The organism is Brenneria nigrifluens DSM 30175 = ATCC 13028 (assembly GCF_005484965.1).
Classification (GTDB): Bacteria; Pseudomonadota; Gammaproteobacteria; order Enterobacterales; family Enterobacteriaceae; genus Brenneria; species Brenneria nigrifluens.
Window position 1 is genome coordinate 3394218 of the sequence record NZ_CP034036.1, and the last position, 19266, is coordinate 3413483.

Consider the following 19266-nt stretch of genomic DNA (forward strand, 5'->3'; position numbering starts at 1 on the left):
TTGATTGCCTGCTCAGCGATTAGAACGCATAGGTGCCGGTCAGACGCCAGGTTCGACCATCTTTCACTCCTACATAGTCATCTGTCGAAGTGGAATAATAGAGATCGCGATCGAAGACGTTATTCACGCCGAACCGTAGCGACCACAATGGCTGGCGATAGAATATCGCCACATCGGTCTGCGTCTGACTACCGACCGTAAAGTAATTGCCGATAGTGCCGTTCTGCGTAGTTTTCGACGTTCCGCTGATACCGATAGACGCCCCTGCCCCCTGAAGCAGGCCGTTCTGAATCTCATAGGAGGTCCATATATTGGCAGTATGGCGCGGCGTGTCTTTGAACGAATTCCAGAAACTACTGTTCGGGGTTTTCTTGTCCGTATAGGTGTAACTGGCCGTTAGCTCCCAGCCCGGCAACAAGGTGCCGTTCAGGTCGACATCAAAGCCTTCCGTCTTCCGCCCTTCGGCCCCAACCGGTATCCCGTTTCTGAAAACAACCACGTTATCCTGCCGAATATCGAATAACGCGGTAGTCAGCGTCAGGTTATCGTCCAGCAGGTTCACCTTCAACCCGACCTCCTTCGACTTGCCGGTGGCGGGCGGTAGAACTTCCCCGGTACGACGGTCAAGTTGCGCATTACCACTGAAACTGTTGAGATAGTTGGCGTAGACCGTCACATCCGGCGTGATATCGAAGCTGACGCCATAGTTGGGGATCCATTTATCGGTTTTATAGCGGACAAGCGCCGCATTGTTGGTCTGATAGGTGTTATTCCAACTGGAACGTTTAAGAGAAACCTGGACATGGAGACGATCCCATAAATCAATCGAGTCCTGTAGCAAAAACCCACTCTGAATTATCGTGCTGCGACTGGCCCGATAGTCCGGTTCGCCAATCCCCGGATAAACGAGCGAATCCGGGTTATAGACGTTACCGTTAAAAAGTAGTACGAACCTACTGTCGTAGCTGTTATAGCGTTCATGTTGATAATCATGCCCGAATAGCAACGTCTGCTTCACCGGACCTGTTTCTATGACCCCGCGAATGTCATTTTGCAAATTCCAGGACAGGTCGGTGTATTTATTGGCTAACGGGTGGCTGATCTTGTTGCCATTCGACTGAATATCCAGCGTTTCATTCATCTTTACCTGGCCGGAGGTACTCTGGAAATTAGCCTTGCTGTTGAACGTCCAACCGCCGAATAGATCCTGCTGTAGATCATAATAGGCATTGGTGGTTTTGTTCCTGAAATGATCGTCCTTATCACCCAGACGATATACCGGTAGTTTCTGTATTTGCCCGTTTCTGTAGAACGTCCCCGCCGGACCGGAGTTTCTGTCCCTGCTGATTTCAGCACCAATGAGGATGCGGGTCGAGTCCCCATTCCACGCTAATACGGGCGCCAGATAGTCGCTATGGTTGCCGTTATAATCGGGAAAGGCATTATCGGACTTCATTGTCGAAGCATTAAGACGATAGCTAAATGCTTTATCGTCGGTCAACGCGCCTCCCAGATCAATGGCCGTCTTGAACTCTCCATAACGCGCTGCCTCCACCTTCACCTGCCGCAGGGTCTCGGTAACCGGTTTCTTGCGCACCAGGTTGATGGTCCCCGCTGGCGAACTGCTGCCCGAAAGCACGGATTGCGGCCCTTTCAGGACCTCAATTCGCTCAATGCCCTCAACGGATGTTCCCTGCCCTACCCCCGATCGACTGGAGCCAGCGACCCCGTCAGTCAGGCCGGAGGTCACGTTGTAGCCGCGCATCCAGTAAGTCAGCTGTCCCCTGTTCGAGCGAATCGCCGTGACCCCGGCAGAGTTTTTCAACGCCTCTTCCAGCGTCGAAGCCTGCCGATCGGTGATCAGCTTCCCGCTGATCACCTGAACCGACTGAGCCGTCTGCTGCAATGGCGTATTGATACGCAGCGCGGAAGAGGAATTGCCGGGGTTCAATACGGACTCATCCTCACTGGCGCCGGTAACGGTGATCGCGGGCAATGTTTTATCATTCGCTTTCGCCGCATCAACATCATTGCCCTGAGATGAAACAATGGTCAGCGTGCCATTGTCCGTGGTGGTCAATAACAACGGGCTGCCGTGCAGCAGGCGTAGTATGGCCTGACGCACGGTATATCGGCCGTTCAGCGCGGCGGCCTGATAATTCGCCACCAGCGCGGGATTAAAAGAGATAGTCTGCCGGCTTTGATTGGCGATGACCAACAGTCCTTTTTGTAAATCCCCGGCGGGAATTGAAAACGTAATCGTTTCCTCCGCGGCCTGTACCGTCATGGGCACTGCCGCGGCGCTCAATATCAACGCGCTGGCGGCATTAATGGTAAACACTCTGGCGAAAAATAAACGTTTTTTAAAACCAAGCCCTGATGTATTGAAATATTTTTGCTGCTTTCTCATTTTAATCCCCATGCCTTATCACAGTTGTTGTATACCTGTTTTTTTTGGTCTTCATCTGTTTTGTGCAACGACAAGGGAAAAGCGACAATAAAAATAAATAAATTTTGGCAAAAGATATTTTTTATTTAATTTTCATTATTTTTATCTGCGGTTAATTCTTTTTTATTACCTGAATCCCTCATCATCGCCGTAATTAACGGCAAGAGAAATAGCTTATCTTTCTTTATTATTTGATGGGGAAAATCACAATTATAAATAAACATATGAGAAATACGTCGTTTGACTCATTTGCATTTTGCTTTACAAAAAACGAACAGAACCTTTGCTTTGCTTACAAAATGCTTCGTTCTTTGTTTTGTGCTTTTGGGTCATCCACAGCTCAAACAGAATTGCTTTTGTTTATAGTTCAGACGCTTGAGGATGCCCCATGTACACAGAGGCTGGCAAAAAACCGGATCTACTCTCACTGATATTTCGCAGCGATTACCGCTGGCTGACGGAAAGGCTTCGTCGGCGCATTGCCTATGGCTGTGAAGCGGAAGATGTCGCGTCAGAGGCGTTTTTAAGGCTGGCTTCCCTGCCCGACCTGGCCAACGTGCAAGAGCCGCGCGCCATGCTGACCACCCTTGCCAAGCGCGTGCTGTATGAAAACTGGCGCAAACGCGATCTGGAAAAAGCCTACTTCGCCGCATTGGCGAACAAGCCTGAGTTTTATCATCCGTCCCCGGAAGAACAGCAGTTGCTGATGGAAGCGCTGCTCACTATCGATCAGGCGCTGGAAGGATTATCCGTCAAGGCCAGACAGGCCTTTCTCTACAGCCAACTCGACGGAATGACCTATGCCGATATTGCCGCAAGATTGGGCGTTTCCGTCAGTATGATCAGGAAGTATATCGCCAAGGCGCTGACCAACTGCTACCTGGCGACGCAAGACGGCGACAATTAACCGATGGGTATCATGGCCAAACGACAGATGAATAACCCGATCGCCGAGCAGGCGATTGAATGGATGGTGCTGTTGCGCTCAGGCGAAGCCACCCAGAGCGATTATGATGATTACCAACGCTGGCGGCGCGCGAATGTGCTGCACGAACGCGCCTGTCAGCGCATCGAACAAACGTTGGGACAATTTCAGCCCCTGATTCAGGCGCTGCCGCACGAGCCGATCCGGCAGGCCCTGCTGGCGCCGTCCAGCCGGCGGAAAGCGTTGCAATATGGTCTGGGCATGATTTCGGTGTTCTCACTAAGCAGCCTGCTGTTAAATCAGCACTATCCGCTGTCGCCGCTATTGTCCGATGCGAAAACCGCCACCGCGCAGCGGCAAGCGATCCCGCTGAATGACGGCAGCACCCTGACCCTGAATGCCCGCACGGCGGTGAATATCAATATGTCTCCCGACAAGGCGGTGCGCCGGATTGAACTGCGCAGCGGCGGCGTGCTGGCCGACATTGCTCAGGACGCCCGCCGCCCCTTCATGATTTCCACCCACATGGGGGAGATCGTGGCGTTGCAGGCCAATGTGAACGTGCATTATGAGGATGGCGGCGTACACGTCGGCGTTTTGGACAACATCGCCAAGATTACCAACCGGCTCGGCCAGAGCGTCCGGGTTCCGGCCGGTCACGGCGTCTGGTTCGATCAAACCACGCTCTACAACATCGCCATCAGCCCGGACGCAGAAACCGCCTGGCTGCAAGGCCGCCTGGAGGTTCGCGATCGTTCGCTGGCTTCCGTCGTCCGTACGCTACGCGACTACACGCCGGGATTCATCCGTCTGGATCCCGCCGTCGCCGCTTTGCGCGTGAGCGGCAACTTCCCGCTGGACGACATTAACTACACGCTGGATTCACTGGCGCAAACCATGCCCATCGCCATCGTACATACCACGGATTACTGGATACATATCCGCGCGGCCAGCCTGTGAAACGGCACGAAGAAATTCACGCCATAGGGTAACGCTTTTTCTTTTTCGCCGCACATACCTTATAGAGGGCGTTCTTGATAGGCAGATCAGGATTGATTGTTCGACAAAGCAGCAAAAGCAGGGGTATACGTGCAACAGGCATTATTACAAGAGCGCGTCGGGGCCAGTCACCCCTCATGGCACTACGCCGAGTCCGCGCCACGCAACGACGTGAAGACGCCCATCCGGGGAGACGGCAAGAAAATGGCCGTCAGCTTTCTGGCGGTGGTATTGCTGCATGCGGCGGCGCTGGCGCTGCTCATCACCCGAACCACGGAATATACGCCGCTCAGTCTGGTTAATCCCACGGAAAGCGTCACTATTTCTGCCACCTTGGTTGAAGAACCGGAACCTGAGCCAATACCAGAGATATCGTCGGCGCCGCCGGTGCTAACCGCCGATCGGGGCGAACGCGAGATTGAAGCGATGACGGAAAAACCGCAAATGTCGCCCAAACCACCGCCGCCGGTTAAGCGCGAAGTAAAAAAAACGCCGCCCAAACCGCCCGTCAAACCATGGCCGGTACAGCCGAAAACCGTCGCGGCGCCTCAGCCTGTCGCCCAAACCTCGCATCGGTCAACGTCCGCCACGCCGACAAACGCAGCTGAACCGATCCCCGGCGGCAGAGGCAATATGATGCAGAACAATCCGGGGGCCTTGCCCAAACATGTCGCGTCGGTGGGTTGCGCCGTACCCCAACCGGAATACCCGCGCCGCGCCAGACGCCTGCAACAGCAGGGGGAGGCGCTGATCCGTCTGGTGATCGGTCCCGAAGGCCGTTTATTGAAACATGAAATCGCCCGCAGCAGCGGATATGAAGCGCTGGATCAGGCGGCGATGGCCGCGGTGGCGCAAACACGCTGCTCGCCGTACCGCGAAAACGGTCAGGCCATTAGCGTAATGACGCTTCAGCCAGTGAACTTCAAGCTATCGCGTTAATAACCGACCGCGTTAATTAACCCTACGCGGATTAACGGAAAACATCCGAATAAGGCTATGCATAAGAGGTAACATATGAACACGTTGGACATTTATCATTTTTGGCAACAGGGCGATGCGGTAACCCATTCCGTGGCCATTATCCTGCTGGTGATGTCGCTGCTCTCCTGGACCGTTATTCTGCTAAAAGCCCTGCAATTACTGGCGCTGAATAAAAGCGTGAATTACAGCCGGCAGGCGTTCTGGCAGGCATCGACGTTACAGGGCAGCCTTAAGCAGTTTGGACAGGCGCGTTTTAACCCGTTTCGCGAGCTGGTGATTGACGGACACGCGCTGCTGAAACATCCGCATAAATTCTCTTCGACGCTGGGCGGGCACGTCGATCTCAGCGACTGGCTGGTTCGAGGATTGAGCAATACGCTGGATAACAGCGCCGGAAAATTGCAGTCGGGTCTCGGCACGCTGGCGTCCATCGGCAGTACCGCGCCGTTTATCGGTCTGCTGGGGACGGTGTGGGGCATTTTCCATGCGCTGCAAACCATCAGCTCCATCGGCCAGCCCGACCTGGCGCAAGTGGCGGGCCCGGTGGGCGAGGCGCTGATCATGACCGCCTTCGGCCTGTTTGTCGCCATTCCCGCCGTACTCGGGTTTAACGCCATCAATCGCCGCAACCGCGTTGTGCTGCACGCCATGAACCGGTTCGCCCACGATCTGCACGCCTACCTGCTGACCGGCGCCCGCGTTGACCCGGCGAGCGCCGATATTCACACGCCGAACGGTCAGCAACAGCCTATCCCGGTCGAACGTTCCGCCTGATGAGGAAAATACGATGAGTATGTCATCTCCGTTTGAAAACCAGGACGACGCGCTGCTCAACGACATTAATATGACGCCGTTCATTGACGTCATGCTGGTGCTGCTGATTGTGTTCATGATCACCCTGCCGGTGATTAATCACGCCGTCAAAGTGGATTTGCCGCGGGCCAACGTTGAGAAGATCAAGAAAGATCCGCAGGCGGTGGCTATCTCCATCACCGCCACCGGGCAGATTAACTGGAACAAAGAAGCCATTGACGATGCCCAGTTGGCCGCCCGGCTTGATAGCGCCGCCGCCGAGGAAACCCGTCCCAATATCCGTCTTTTCGCCGATCAGGCGGTAGAGTACGGACGGGTGGCCTATGTGATGACCAGCGCCCAGCAGCGCGGCCTGAGCAAAATCGATTTTGTGTTGCAGCCGGTAAAAACGCCCTGATATTGATTACAAATCGCCAGGCCCTCTTCATGAGGGCCACCCGTTTTAGCGACTTGTGCTTTTCCCACCTCGGCAGAGAAGAAAACGCCGGCCGCCGGTGACGCTTTCCCCGCCCGATTGCACATACCCAGTAGAACCCCGTCTCCACGGATACCGAATGATGCCGTCTGTTTATAAAACGCCCGCTGCCGGGGCGCCTCAGTCTGAAACCCTCACACTTGTCGCAGAGCAGGCGCTATCGCTGGCCGCCGCAAAAGGTGCCGGCCAGAGCTCGGTCAATGTCTCACAGGGCGACCGACGCAACATCAGGGTCAGAAACGGCGATCTTGATACGCTTACCCAGAACCACAGCCAGTTTCTATCGGTCACCGTCTACTTCGGCCAGCGCTCGGGAACCGTCACCGCTACCCAGTTCACCTCGGAGGCGCTACAGGAAGCCGTGGAATCCGCCTGTATGCTGGCAAAATATGGCGATGAAGATCCTTACGGCGGCCTGCCGGACCAACAACGCCTGGCGACCGATATCCGCGATCTCAAACTTTATGAACCGGAAAGCCTGACGGTCGAACAGGCCCTGGCGCTGGCGCTACGGGCGGAAAAAGCGGCCGATGACGCGCAGCCGGGGCGCTGTTACAGCGAAAGTACGGAAATCGCTTCTCAACAGAGTGAATTTATTCTGGCTAACTCCGTCGGGTTCTGCGCGGGCTATCCCTCTTCCTTCCATTCGCTGTGGAATCAGTCGCTGGCCCGCGACGATACGCAGCGGCGACAAGGTTATTGGGGAATGACCCGCCGTAGTCCCGCGCAGTTGGGTCACCCTGAAATAATCGGCGCAACCGCCGCCGGCCGCGCATTGGCGCAACTGGGCGCGCAAAAGCTCTCTACCCGCCGCTGTCCGGTATTATTTGAAGCTCCGGTTGCGCACAGCCTGATTCACCATCTGGTCAATGCGCTGAGCGGAGGCGCGCTTTACCGCGCTTCATCCTTTTTGGGGCCGTGTCTGGGGGAAAGTATTATCGCCCCCCATCTGAGCCTGCATGAAGATCCGTTTATTCCCACAGGGTTGGCCAGCGCCTGTTTTGATAGCGAGGGCGTCGCCGCCTCAACACGTCCTATCATTCATCAGGGGCTGGCCAAGGGCTATTTCCTGTCCAGCTACAGTGCTCGCCGTCTGGGGCTGGTCACCACCGGTAACGCAGGCGGCGCCTATAACCTCACCGTCAACAGCAGCCAGAACCAACCCGGCGACGACCTGCCGGCCTTGCGGCGAAAATTGCATAACGGCCTGCTGGTCACCACCCTGCTGGGACAGGGTTTGAACCCGATAACCGGTGATTACTCTCAAGGCGTGTCTGGCTTCTGGGTGGAAAACGGGGAAATTCAATATCCGGTGGAGGAGATCACCATCGCCGGCAACCTGAAAACTATGCTGCGGCAGTGCGTTGCGCTTGGCGCCGACGCGCACACGCAAGGCCAACTGACCTGTGGTTCGATGCTGATTGAAGAGATGCAGGTCGCAGGCCGGTAATTCCAGCCCCTTTACAGAAACAGGATAATCAAATGGCAACCCAGGCTACGGATGCTTCACTTTCCCCGGCGCTGACCGCTTTTTCACTGGAGACCAAGGCACTTGGTCATGCATTGAATCATATCATGCAGCGCCAGGTGGATTATGCCGATCTCTATTTTCAGCGCCGCCAGCAGGAAAGTTGGCAGTTGGAAAACGGCATCGTGCGTCCGACCGGTTTCAGCCGAGATCAGGGCATCGGCGTCAGGGCCGTCAGCGGGGAAAAAACCGCGTTCTCCTATACCAATAACATTTCCGCCGCCGCCTTGCTGAATGCGGCCGGTACGGTCAGAGAAATTACCCGGCAGGGACAAAACGCCAGCGTGGCGCTGCCTGCGTCGCTGCCGCAAGGCATAACTTCACTCTATCCGCAGGATAACCCGCTGACCTCCATCACCGAGCGGCAAAAATGCGACCTGCTGGCATCCATCGATCGCCAGGCCAAAGCCCGCGATCCGCGCGTCACCCGGGTGAGCGCCTATCTTGGCGCGTCATATGAAACCATCCTGATCGCCCGACACGACGGCAAACTGGCTACCGATGTCCGCCCGCTGGTCAACCTGACGATCGCTGTCGTGGCGGAACAACAGGGCCGCCGCGAAACCGGCTCCAGCGGCGGCGGAAGACGCCTCGATTATCGCTTCTTCGACGCAGAGAGCGTGACCCGCTGGGTATGCAAAGCCGTCGATCAAGCGCTGAACAATCTGGAAGCCGGCCCGGCTCCCGCCGGCACTTACAGCGTGGTGCTGGGGGCCGGTTCCCCCGGCATCCTGCTGCACGAAGCCATCGGGCACGGGCTGGAAGGCGATTTCAACCGTAAAGGTAGTTCGGCATTTTCCAATCTGCTGGGAGAACGCGTTGCGGCCAAAGGCATTACCGTGGTGGATGACGGTACGATGGCATCACGCCGCGGTTCGCTTCATGTGGATGATGAAGGCACCCCCACCCAGACCACCGCGCTGATTGAAGACGGTATTCTGCGCGGCTACTTGCAGGACAGCCTGAATGCCATGCTGATGAACGCCGCACTGACGGGCAACGCCCGCCGGACCTCCTACGCCTCGCTGCCGCTGCCGCGCATGACCAATACCTATATGCTGGCGGGACAGTATCCCGCCGACGAGATTATCGCCTCGGTGAAGAACGGGGTCTATGCCGCCGGCTTTAGCGGCGGACAGGTCGATATCAGCAGCGGCAAGTATGTGTTTGCAACCACCGAAGCCTATCTGATTGAAAATGGGAAAATCACCCGTCCGGTGAAGGGGGCGACGCTGATCGGCCACGGACCGGAGGCGCTACTGCACGTTTCGATGGTCGGCAATAATCTGGCGTTGGACGAGGGCAATATCAGTTGCAGCAAGGAAGGCCAGACATTACCCGTCAGCGTCGGTCAGCCGACGCTGCGTATCGATAATATGACGGTGGGCGGTTCGCAGTGAAGCGCTCGCCGAACGTTTTTGCGCACTTGCCTGCCTAAAGGGAGAAACGATGTCCGACGTCATTATCACCGCCAGCGATGCCACGCTGGATAACTTGCTCAAAAATAGCGACAAACCGGTATTGCTCGATTTGTGGGCGCCCTGGTGCCAACCGTGCAAAACGCTGGCGCCGCTGCTGGAGGCGCTGGCCGACAACACGCCGGACGATCTGACCGTCGCCAAGCTGAATGTCGAGCAATATCCCGACCTCATGCGGCGTTTTGGCGTTCGCGGCATCCCCACGCTATTGCTGTTCAAAGACGGGCGGGAAATCTCGCGGCAGATCGGCGTGAAAACGCTGCCGCAGCTGCGCGGCTGGTTGGCATCGCACCAGATTACCGTTCAGCAGAATGCGCAGCCGGTGACCGACGCCGCCGTAAGCTGGGGAGCGTTTTATGGCGATGCCTCTCTGCACGCTTTCTTACATCAGCGTCTGCGGCAACATGCGGCAGACGGCGAGATCGCCATCTCCTTCTCGCCATACTGGCAGGAAAACAAAGGCACCATCTCCGCAGCTTTTGTCCACTGCGCCCGTATTGAGGTCTTTGAGCGCGTTACCGGGCTGCCGGCCTCTCTCGCGTTACTACTGGAGAATCTCACCTGCGCCACCCCGCGGCAGGTTGATGCGCTCTTTGACGCCGTCGGGCCAGGTAAGGCGGTAGGCGACATACCGCTGCAATGGCTCCATCTCTGGTTAGGCGACGCGGAAAATCCCTGGTCGGACTGGCTGACGGATCGCTCGCTGGACGACCTGCGCCGGCAGTGGCGGCGCCTCGCGGCCCGTCAGGCCGCCGGTGAGACGGTGGCCGAAAGCGAATGGGCGCGATTACACCAGCAGGCGACGGCGCGGCAAGAAAAGGCCGGAATTGAGCAGGGGCTGGAAAAAAACATCGCCGCCCTGCTTGCCATACTCTCCCCGCCGCCGGCCCCTGCCGATGCGGCTAGCTGGCAAGGCATCAAGCTCTATCTTGGCTTCGCACTGGCGGAAATTCTACGCATTGAGGCCGGATGGAGCAATGAAGAGCGCGCAACGCCGGACAAGCGCCACCTGTGGTTTAAGAAGCATGAAGCGGCCGCGCCCGGCAAACGGCTGACGGATGAACGCATCGCCGAACTGCGCGCACGGTGGCTTCAGGAAAACCCCGAATTTTCCGCCAAAGAAGACGAGTTTTACCGGCAATATCCCTCACTGCAAGAGCAGCAAAAAGCGCCATTGCAGGAAAAACTATGGCGCCTGCTGCGTAACGCGCCGCTCTGCAAACCACAACCTGAGTAACGGCGGTCATTTAGCGCCCCCTTCCGTCGATATCGCCCCGTCAGGCTGCGTCCGGCGTCGCCAGACATCATATGCCGCGCTATCGTGCTGTTCCAGCGCCAGTGCGGTTTCTTCACGCCAGCGTTGCAGCAACGTTTTTTTCCCCGACAGGCCGAGTGCGTTGACCATCTGTTCGATATCCCGCGGTTTTTCACCCAGCAGACGCAGCGCGGGCAACGGTAATGCGCTATTGGCGAGCAGCCGGCACAGCGCGGCGAAGCTGGCCTCCATCGGCCGACTGGCGAAAGCGAATCCCGCAAGCGCACGCCAGTCCTCGTCATCCAGCGCGGTGCTTTCATCCAGCGGCAACGGCAGATCGAGCGGGATGACGCGACACAGCCAGAACCAATCCCGCGCCAGTTGCCGGGTCGCCTGCTCGGCCAGTGAATAACCTTCGTCACTCAGGGGCAATAACGCCATCGCGCTGTAACAGCCGCTGCTGGCCTCAAGATGGCTGCCGATGCGCGCCAGTTGAAAACCGCATGAACGCCAGAAGGCCCACAGAGCCGGCTGGTAGCCGAAACTGACCGACAGATAATCCAATCCCTGTGACCGCGCAGCCAGTATCTGATGCGCGATCATGGCTTGCCCGATGCCTTGCCGCCGGTAAACGGCAGCCACCGCGATACGGCTGATGCGCCGCGAGCGAAGCGTCGGCGCACGCCATAGCCCGGCATGCGCCGCCAGCGATTGCGCCGCCAGATTGCCGCGCGGACGGCGCCGCCCGGCCCACACCTCGTGCGCCAGCTCGCGGGATAAACCGCCTTCATCCACCAGCCACAGCACGCCGTTGAGCGCGCCGGCTACGCTGGCGCTGTAGACATGCATACCGGGCGCATCCAGCAGACGGCGCAAATCAAGCGGCGAGGTACGGTAGTGCGCGCTGCATAACAACGCATAGCACTGCTGTAAACGCTGCGGCCGCCGCAGCCAGCCGGCGGCGCTTTCTTCACGCAGCTCGGGGGCGGCGCCTGACGGCGCCGAATGGCTTTCGTCCGCTATCAGGCCGGGTTCCGCAAACAGCAGCGCATTATCCAGCACGCGTTCCAGCGGATCGTCCTCAGCCCAGCGTAGCGGCTTATCCAGAGTAAAAACCCGGCATTGCGGCAGCAAGGCGCAAAACTTGAGCAGGAAACCGCGCCCGGTGCCTTCATACCCCTGCACGGTGGTGGTCATCAGAATACGCCGGAAATAGGGCAGCAGCGCCGTCAGCACCGAAGAAGGGATCGCCGCCGCTTCATCGATCAATAACCAATCAACCGCGGGGCGCGGATTGAGGCGGCAATGTTCCAGCAGCGCATCAGGCGCCCAGAAGCGAGTATCGCCGCGGGCATGCCGTTGCAGTACGTCGGTGGCTGAGCGGGAAGGCGCGGTAGCCCAGCACGCTCCCGCGCGGCGTCGGGTCAACATGCCGGCCAGCGCCGACTTGCCCCGGCCGCGCGGCGCTATGACCACATAGACGCCCGGCGGGGCGGCGATTAACTGTTGCAAAACCGCCAGTTGCTGATCCGTCGGCTCGCCGTCGGGGGGCTGCCGCTCAGGCCGCGAATGCAGCGGGCTGACTGCCGGCGTCTCACCCTGACGCCAGACGGCGACTTCATCATCCGCCAGCAAATGCCGCTGAAGATGGCGGACAAAATGGGGCGTGGAGATCGGCTGGGGCCGTTCACTCCAGCGCAGGCTGTCTTCATCCGGCCGATGCGCCCACGATTGCCATTCCGGCGCCAGCAGGATCAACCAGCTTCCGGCGCGCAGCGTACCCGCCAGCATCGCCCAGGCTTCCACGTCCAGCCCCTGGCGGGCATCAAATATCGCATGGGTGAACTCCCGCCCGAGCAAGGTCCGCACCTTAGCGGCGGCTAACGACGTCACGCCCGGCGGCGCATGCGCACCAATCCACAGCCAATCGCCCTCCAGTTGACGGCGCAGCCTCAGCGCCTGGATTTCGCACCAGCCCGGCTCCCCGCTGAGCACCATCAGGCGACGCACGCGGCTGTGCCGCTGTCGGCGCTGGCCGTTGACGAAATCGGAGAAGAAGTCGGTCATGGCAAAGACGATCAGGTTTTACCGATCAGTAAAGAGAGAATACCCGCGGCAATCAACGGCCCGACCGGGACGCCGCGGAACAACGCCACGCCCATCACGGTTCCCACCAGCAGCCCCGCCACTACCGAAGGCTGGTTGCTCATCAGGGAAACGCCTCGCCCCCCCAGCCAGGACACGACGACGCCAATAACAATCGCCAGCAGCGATTTCCAACTCAGAAAAGAGTTAATGACGTCCGCCGCGCTAATTTTTCCGCTGGCGATCGGCGTCATCACACCAATGGTGAGAATGACAATCCCAATCGTCAGACCGTATTTTTCTATCCACGGGAAATAGTTATTCAGCGGGGTAATGCGCACGGCCAATAAAATCAGAATAGCCAGCGTAACGGTCATGTTGTGACTGATAATGCCCAGTCCGGCCAGAACCAGCAGGATCAACAGCGTTGGATCAAAGTAGGCCATGAAAAATCCTTGCCCATAAGTCAGAAAAAAGTCATCGAGAGCGACATACGCAAAAGCGACTAATGATAGCATCAGACAATGTGACTCAAGGGATTAATTCACAAAATCCACCCATAAACCCTATTGAAAATACCCAATATATTTATGGTGGATTATCCCTCCCGTCTCCGGGGGACAACGCGCGGTGTTTTTTCCAAGATGCAGGAAGGCGGCGTCCTAACGGGACAAGGCCCACAAGGGGCCCGGTAACAAAATGAAGGGGATATTCAACCAGCCAGGCATAGCGTCAGAAGAATGTCGGCATTATTTCAACAACGTTCAGATCATCATCGACCAAACAGACCTGGCGCCACTTATCAAATGTCAGACACGGATGAGAGGCGCCAAACGCAATGATATCGCCCACGCGAAGACCGTGTTCCGCCGGTATCTGTAAAAAGGCGTGCTGATCCATCATTGCCGTGATGCGATAGTCCCGCCCAAAGACAACAGGATCACGTTCGTCTGAAGGATAATGACACAGCGGTTCAGGATATCCGGCGTCAAAGGCGATGTCCCGTTTGCCAAATGCGATAATGGCGCATCCTGCCTCTGGCAGGGATTGCACATGGGCCCATACTTCCATCGCTGGCAGCAATGCGCCATCCATCTCCGGATGACGATGCAACACACCGGCCTGCGCCACTTTATATAATCCATGGTCGTGAACCAGATAACACCCCGGTCGCAGCAAAGGAGTAAACAACATATCCGCCTGTAGCCGGGCAAATTCGCCAGCGATCAAATCGTACCAGGCAGAACCAGACGCGGTGATATAAGGATGACGAATGCCAAATCGCCCTTGTCCCTGTAGCGACATGGCGGTTTCCACCAGATAGGCGGCAAAGGCCTGGATCGCGCCTTCCGGCCGCTCGCCATGGATCACCCCTTCATAGCCTTCAATACCCGTCAACACCAGCGCGGGTGAAGCGTCGATAGCGGCCAGCACGGCGTTAATCTGCCGATCGGTTCGGCAGCCGCAGCGACCATGGGATACGCCAATTTCCAGCATCACGTTCAACTGTAGTCCCTGAGCTCCAAAGTAATCCCCCAGCACCCGCACGTTATCCGGATTTTCCACCAGACAGTGGAACTCCAACCCGCCCTGTTTCAGCAAACCAGCGATAATTGCCATATTGGGCTCGCCAACAAGTTGGTTCGCCATCAAAACTCGCCGCACCCCGTGCTCATAGGCCACTGAGCTTTGCACTGCTGTCGCCAGGGTAATTCCCCACGCGCCTTGTTCTAACTGACGCTGAAAAAGCGCAGGCGTCATGGTCGTTTTTCCGTGCGGCGCCAACTGCGCGCGATGCGCATTGGCATAGTTCTGCATCCAACGCAGATTATGATTCAGTGCCTGTTGGTGCAGTACCAGTGCGGGCAGGCTGACCTGTTTCAGAAGGCTGTCGCCTAATCGGGCACTGCCTTTATCAGAGTGAGACATATCATGTACTCCAGGTTATCTGCTTTGCTTTCCGGCCAAGCGTTGCTCCATCGCCCGCGCGCACTCCGTCAGCACGCTACGGTAATGATCATGGTTAACATAAGCGTCACCACGTGGCGCCACAATACAAAACGTGGCGATACACTGACGTTGAATATTGTAAACACCGGCAGCAAAACAGTGAGTATAGGTATCCGCTATGCTATCGAAAGAGAAAAAGCCGTCTCGGTGCGACTGACGGATCTCATGTAAAAATCGATCTGGCGATAATCTTGTGCCATCCGGTAACGTGAAATCATCTGCTGGAACGAAGTCGAGGATCTCTTCATCGCTCATATGTCCCAGCAACAATCGCCCGGAAGCCGTCCAGGGGAGCGGGATGTCCTCCCCCACGCCAGAAGAAATACGGAAGGCGCGCTCGCCCTCACGCATCAGCGCAACGTTATATTTTCGCCCGTTAAGCAGACACATCTGCGCGGTCTCATGGGTACGTTCGACGATCTGTTCCAGAAAATGATCGGCTTCGCGGGTAAAATCAAAATGGTTAAGGTGTGCTTGGCCAAGAAAATAGAGCTCTCTTCCCAGGTACACCAAACCGTCATGACCAACCGACTCAAGAATTCGCCGTTCTTGCAGCAACGCGACCAACTCATACACCGTTGATTTCGGGGCATTAATCCCCTTGGCAATATCATGCGGACGCAATGGTTGTCGCTGTATTTTCAGGTACTCTAGTATTTCGAACGCACGATCAAGCCCGCGCGCACGCCGCTTTACATCCGGAACCGTCATGACTCCCCCCATCAGGTACTACTTATCTTTCAGACAGTTATACTGACTTATAAGCAATACAGTCAATTTCCACTTTGCAATCCACCATCATTCCGGATTGTACGCAGGCACGCGCAGGGGCATGAACAGAGAAATACTCAGCAAAGACTTTATTAAAACTCCAGAAGTCTCGGGGATCATCCAGCCACACCCCTACCCTGACGACATGTTCCAGGCCATAACCCGCTTCCTCAAGGATGGCGATCACGTTCTGCATGGCTTTATGGGTTTGAGCAATAATGCCGCCATCAATGATCTCCCCCTTCTCCATCGCTACCTGACCGGATACATATAGCCAGCCATCCGCCTCTACCGCGCGCGCAAAAGGTAATGGCTGACCGCCTGCACCACGCTCACCAGCACCGTAACGGGTAATACTCATATCATCACTCCTGTGTTTGTGATTTATCGTCGGTTAAATATTGTCCGTTAAAAATGAGAATGTTTAATAAACTCAGCCAAACGTGGCGACACGGGCTGATGAAATAATTGCTTAGGGGGGCCTTCCTCTTCGATGCGCCCCTGATTCATGAAAACAATCCGGTCGGAGACTTCGTAGGCAAAACGCATTTCATGCGTGACCAGCAACATGGTCATCCCGTCTTCCGCTAGGTTTTTGATCACCGCCAGCACCTCTCCGACCAATTCGGGATCTAGCGCAGAGGTGACTTCGTCAAACAGCATCAGGCTGGGATTCATGGCAATAGCACGGGCAATAGCCACTCGCTGCTGCTGACCACCGGACAATTGACCAGGATAGTGATCGCGACGCGCCAGTAGACCGACACGTTCCAACCAGCGCTCTGCGTTAGCAACCGCTTCATCTTTCGACATTTTTTTCACTTTCAGCAGCCCTAGCGTCACATTCTGTAGTGCCGTTAAATGCGGGAACAGATTGAACTGCTGGAATGCCATCCCCGTCATGGCACGATGCTGTGCAATCACTTTTTCAGGATGGCGTACCCGCCGGTTTTGCTGCTGGTGGTAACCGATAGGCTGATCGTTGAGGAAAATTTCTCCCTGCTGAAATTCCTCCAATAAATTTACGCAGCGCAGCAGCGTCGTTTTTCCCGAACCACTGGAGCCGATTAAGGTCACTACGTCACCACGCGCCAGCGTGAGATCAATCCCCTTAAGGACTTCAACCTGATCATATTGCTTGTGCAGTTTATTGATTTTCAAAAGCGGCGCGGCAGCCAATACGCTCTGTGCCTGATTCATGGCAATCTCACTTTCTTTTCCAGATGATGGCCCAAAAGCTCAATCGAGAAGTTAATGATGAAGAACAACAGCCCAGCAAACGCATAAAATGGCAGCGTCATAAAAGTACGGGCGATCACCTGTTGCGAACTGAGTAATAAATCAGCCACGCCAATGACGGACAGCAACGTCGAAGCCTTGACAATTTCCGCAGCAGAATTGACCCAGGTAGGCAGGATCTGGCGTAGCGCCTGCGGTAACTGGACGTAGCAGAGATCCTGAAAAAACGTCAGACCAATCGCCTTCGCCGCTTCACTCTGCCCCCTTGGTACCGCCTGCAGCGCACCGCGTACAATTTCCGCCACATGGGAACTGCAAAACATCGCCAGCGCCATGACTCCAGCCTCAAAGGGCCCGATATGCCAACCCAATGCCGGGGCGATATAAAAGCAGGACAACACCAGCACCAGCACCGGCGTGCCGCGTATCACATCAATATAAAACCGAACCGTCCAACGCACAGGTCCGCGGCCATAACTCAGCAACAGTCCCACCACCGCTCCGAGCAATGTGCCTAACAAAATCGCCAGTACCGAACTGGATAACGTAATGGCGAAGCCCTGAGCCAACGTGGTTCTTGCCTGCCAAAGCTGATACCACCAGCTAAAAGGATCGTTCATCTCTTCTCCTTAACGCACCAGTACCAACCGCTGCTCAAGCGTGCGCAACAGCGCCGCCAGCAGGTAGCAGGTCGCGATGTACAACAAGCTGGTAACCAGCCAGGTTTCGATAACCCGATAACTTTCCAGATTGATTTTTCGCGCATAAAAAGTCAGTTCCGGTACTGCGATAGCGGCAGCAAGCGAAGTATCTTTGAACAAGGAGATAAAATTATTGCTGAGCGAAGGCAGTACATTACGGAACATTACCGGAATAATGATGTAACGTTTGATTTGCCACTCTTTCAGGCCGATTGCCTGTCCGGCTTCTCGCTGCCCTTTTGGGATCCCCAGCAAACCGGCGCGGAACACTTCGGTCAGGTAAGCCCCGGCATACAGCGATAGCGTGACGATAAACGAGCCGAGCTGATCTAAACGAATGCCCAGACCTGGCAAGGCAAAATAGATCATCAGAATCAAAATCAGGATCGGCAGATTTCGTATGATGGTGACATACAGCATCGCAACCCAGCGCAAGCCCGCGTTTTTCGACAGCATGCAGAATGCGGCAGTTAATCCCAACGTACAGCCAATGGCGATAGAGACCAGCGATAATTCGATCCCCAGCCATAATCCGGCGAGCAACAGATCGAAATTTTGCCACACAGAGGAAAAATTAAGTTGATAGCCCATGGTGTTACCTCAACGCGCCAGACAGCGTTGCCTGGCGCCGTCATGCTTATTTATATTCAACTGGAAAACCAATCTGTGGTGTACTCAATGTGCTCCCGAACCATTTTTTATAGGCGGTCGCATAGTCGGCAAAATCGACACCAGCCATGGATTCATGCAGCGCCGTATTGACGAAGTTAAGCCAGTCCTGGTCGCCACGTTTCAGAGCACAAGAGTACGTCTGCGGACTCCATGCATAGTCTGGCGAACGATAGCGTCCCGGCGTCTGCACCATTAACCACTTCGCTGACGACTGGTCCGTCGCGACGGCATCCGCACGCCCGGAGTTGAGCGCCTGATACAGCAAATCAACGCTTTCATACTGTGAAACTTTGGCTTTCGGCAACGCCTGATGCACCAATTCTTCGGCATAGACATTCTGTAACACCGCCACATTAAGGTCGCTCCCCGCAGCATCCATATCGGCCAGTTGCTGATGTTTACTGTTTGCCAGCAGCAGTAACGCCACCCCTTCACGATAATAAGGAATGGTAAAGGCCACCTGCTGAGCACGCTGCGCCGTCACTGTCATGGCCTGACAGGTTAAATCGACTTTATCGGTCAACAGATTCGGAATTCGGGCATCCGATGATTGCTGGACAAACTGCACTTTGCTGGCATCGTTAAACAATCCTTTGGCAATAATGTGTGCAATATCAATATCAAATCCTTGCAATTTGCCGTCAGCGCCTTGAAAACCCCAGGGGGCATTTGTGCTGCCCGTTCCCACAATCAGATAACCGCGTTTCAACACATCATCCAGTTTTGCAGCCTGTGCCTGTGTGGCAAAACCGGACGCTGTGGCAGCGAGCAAAAATCCAATGACCCAACCCGTTTTACCTTTACCCTGCTTCACATTGAACATAATTCACCCCTTTTCCGCTATAACGAACAATTGTATGCAACAATGGAATTAATGCAGAAAAT

The 19266-nt window shown here is 56.0% G+C and carries 18 protein-coding genes; 8 read left to right on the top strand and 10 right to left on the bottom strand.

The window, feature by feature from the left end; genetic code table 11:
* Positions 1-19: 19 nt before the first annotated feature.
* Complete coding sequence (locus EH206_RS15855) at positions 20-2410, bottom strand: TonB-dependent siderophore receptor (RefSeq protein ID WP_009113836.1); 2391 nt, start codon at positions 2408-2410, stop codon at positions 20-22.
* A 427-nt stretch (positions 2411-2837) separates the two neighbouring features.
* Here EH206_RS15855 and EH206_RS15860 point away from each other — a divergent pair, with 427 nt between their 5' ends.
* From EH206_RS15860 to trxA, 8 genes are all read left to right on the top strand, one after another.
* The gene (locus EH206_RS15860; RefSeq protein WP_009113837.1) at positions 2838-3356 is read left to right on the top strand and encodes a sigma-70 family RNA polymerase sigma factor; all 519 of its coding nucleotides are present in this window, start codon (positions 2838-2840) and stop codon (positions 3354-3356) included.
* 12 nt (positions 3357-3368) lie between these two features.
* Entirely contained in the window at positions 3369-4334 is a 966-nt protein-coding gene (locus EH206_RS15865) for a FecR family protein (RefSeq protein ID WP_040344011.1), read from the top strand.
* Between the two features lie 129 nt (positions 4335-4463).
* A complete protein-coding gene (locus EH206_RS15870) occupies positions 4464-5312 on the top strand; it encodes an energy transducer TonB (RefSeq protein WP_009113839.1) in 849 nt (282 codons plus the stop codon).
* A gap of 75 nt (positions 5313-5387) precedes the next feature.
* Positions 5388-6128: a MotA/TolQ/ExbB proton channel family protein gene (locus tag EH206_RS15875; protein WP_009113840.1), complete on the top strand. Its 741-nt coding sequence runs from the start codon at positions 5388-5390 to the stop codon at positions 6126-6128.
* A gap of 13 nt (positions 6129-6141) precedes the next feature.
* A complete protein-coding gene (locus EH206_RS15880; RefSeq protein ID WP_009113841.1) occupies positions 6142-6564 on the top strand; it encodes an ExbD/TolR family protein in 423 nt (140 codons plus the stop codon).
* 157 nt (positions 6565-6721) lie between these two features.
* Positions 6722-8092 (top strand): TldD/PmbA family protein, encoded by a 1371-nt coding sequence (locus EH206_RS15885; protein ID WP_009113842.1) that lies wholly within the window; start codon positions 6722-6724, stop codon positions 8090-8092.
* Between the two features lie 32 nt (positions 8093-8124).
* A complete protein-coding gene (tldD, locus tag EH206_RS15890; protein WP_009113843.1) occupies positions 8125-9570 on the top strand; it encodes a metalloprotease TldD in 1446 nt (481 codons plus the stop codon).
* Positions 9571-9619: 49 nt separating this feature from the next.
* The gene (trxA, locus tag EH206_RS15895; RefSeq protein WP_009113844.1) at positions 9620-10885 is read left to right on the top strand and encodes a thioredoxin; all 1266 of its coding nucleotides are present in this window, start codon (positions 9620-9622) and stop codon (positions 10883-10885) included.
* Positions 10886-10891: 6 nt separating this feature from the next.
* On the opposite strand, the gene EH206_RS15900 is transcribed toward trxA, so the two are convergent.
* The 9 genes from EH206_RS15900 to EH206_RS15940 form a co-directional block, all read right to left on the bottom strand.
* The gene (locus EH206_RS15900) at positions 10892-12970 is read right to left on the bottom strand and encodes a tRNA(Met) cytidine acetyltransferase TmcA (protein ID WP_009113845.1); all 2079 of its coding nucleotides are present in this window, start codon (positions 12968-12970) and stop codon (positions 10892-10894) included.
* Positions 12971-12981: 11 nt separating this feature from the next.
* Positions 12982-13434, bottom strand: a complete 453-nt coding sequence (locus EH206_RS15905) for a DUF441 domain-containing protein (RefSeq protein WP_009113846.1) — start codon at positions 13432-13434, stop codon at positions 12982-12984.
* Between the two features lie 286 nt (positions 13435-13720).
* A complete protein-coding gene (locus tag EH206_RS15910; protein ID WP_009113847.1) occupies positions 13721-14917 on the bottom strand; it encodes an amino acid deaminase in 1197 nt (398 codons plus the stop codon).
* Between the two features lie 15 nt (positions 14918-14932).
* On the bottom strand, positions 14933-15709 hold the full coding sequence (locus EH206_RS15915) for an IclR family transcriptional regulator (protein ID WP_040343341.1): 777 nt from the start codon (positions 15707-15709) through the stop codon (positions 14933-14935).
* A gap of 37 nt (positions 15710-15746) precedes the next feature.
* Complete coding sequence (locus tag EH206_RS15920; RefSeq protein ID WP_009113849.1) at positions 15747-16130, bottom strand: RidA family protein; 384 nt, start codon at positions 16128-16130, stop codon at positions 15747-15749.
* A 47-nt stretch (positions 16131-16177) separates the two neighbouring features.
* A complete protein-coding gene (locus EH206_RS15925; RefSeq protein WP_009113850.1) occupies positions 16178-16969 on the bottom strand; it encodes an amino acid ABC transporter ATP-binding protein in 792 nt (263 codons plus the stop codon).
* Positions 16966-17628: an amino acid ABC transporter permease gene (locus EH206_RS15930; RefSeq protein WP_009113851.1), complete on the bottom strand. Its 663-nt coding sequence runs from the start codon at positions 17626-17628 to the stop codon at positions 16966-16968. Before EH206_RS15930 ends, EH206_RS15925 begins: the two co-directional genes overlap by 4 nt.
* Before the next feature lie 9 nt (positions 17629-17637).
* On the bottom strand, positions 17638-18300 hold the full coding sequence (locus EH206_RS15935) for an amino acid ABC transporter permease (RefSeq protein WP_009113852.1): 663 nt from the start codon (positions 18298-18300) through the stop codon (positions 17638-17640).
* 46 nt (positions 18301-18346) lie between these two features.
* Positions 18347-19204, bottom strand: a complete 858-nt coding sequence (locus EH206_RS15940) for a transporter substrate-binding protein (RefSeq protein ID WP_009113853.1) — start codon at positions 19202-19204, stop codon at positions 18347-18349.
* Between the last annotated feature and the right edge of the window lie 62 nt (positions 19205-19266).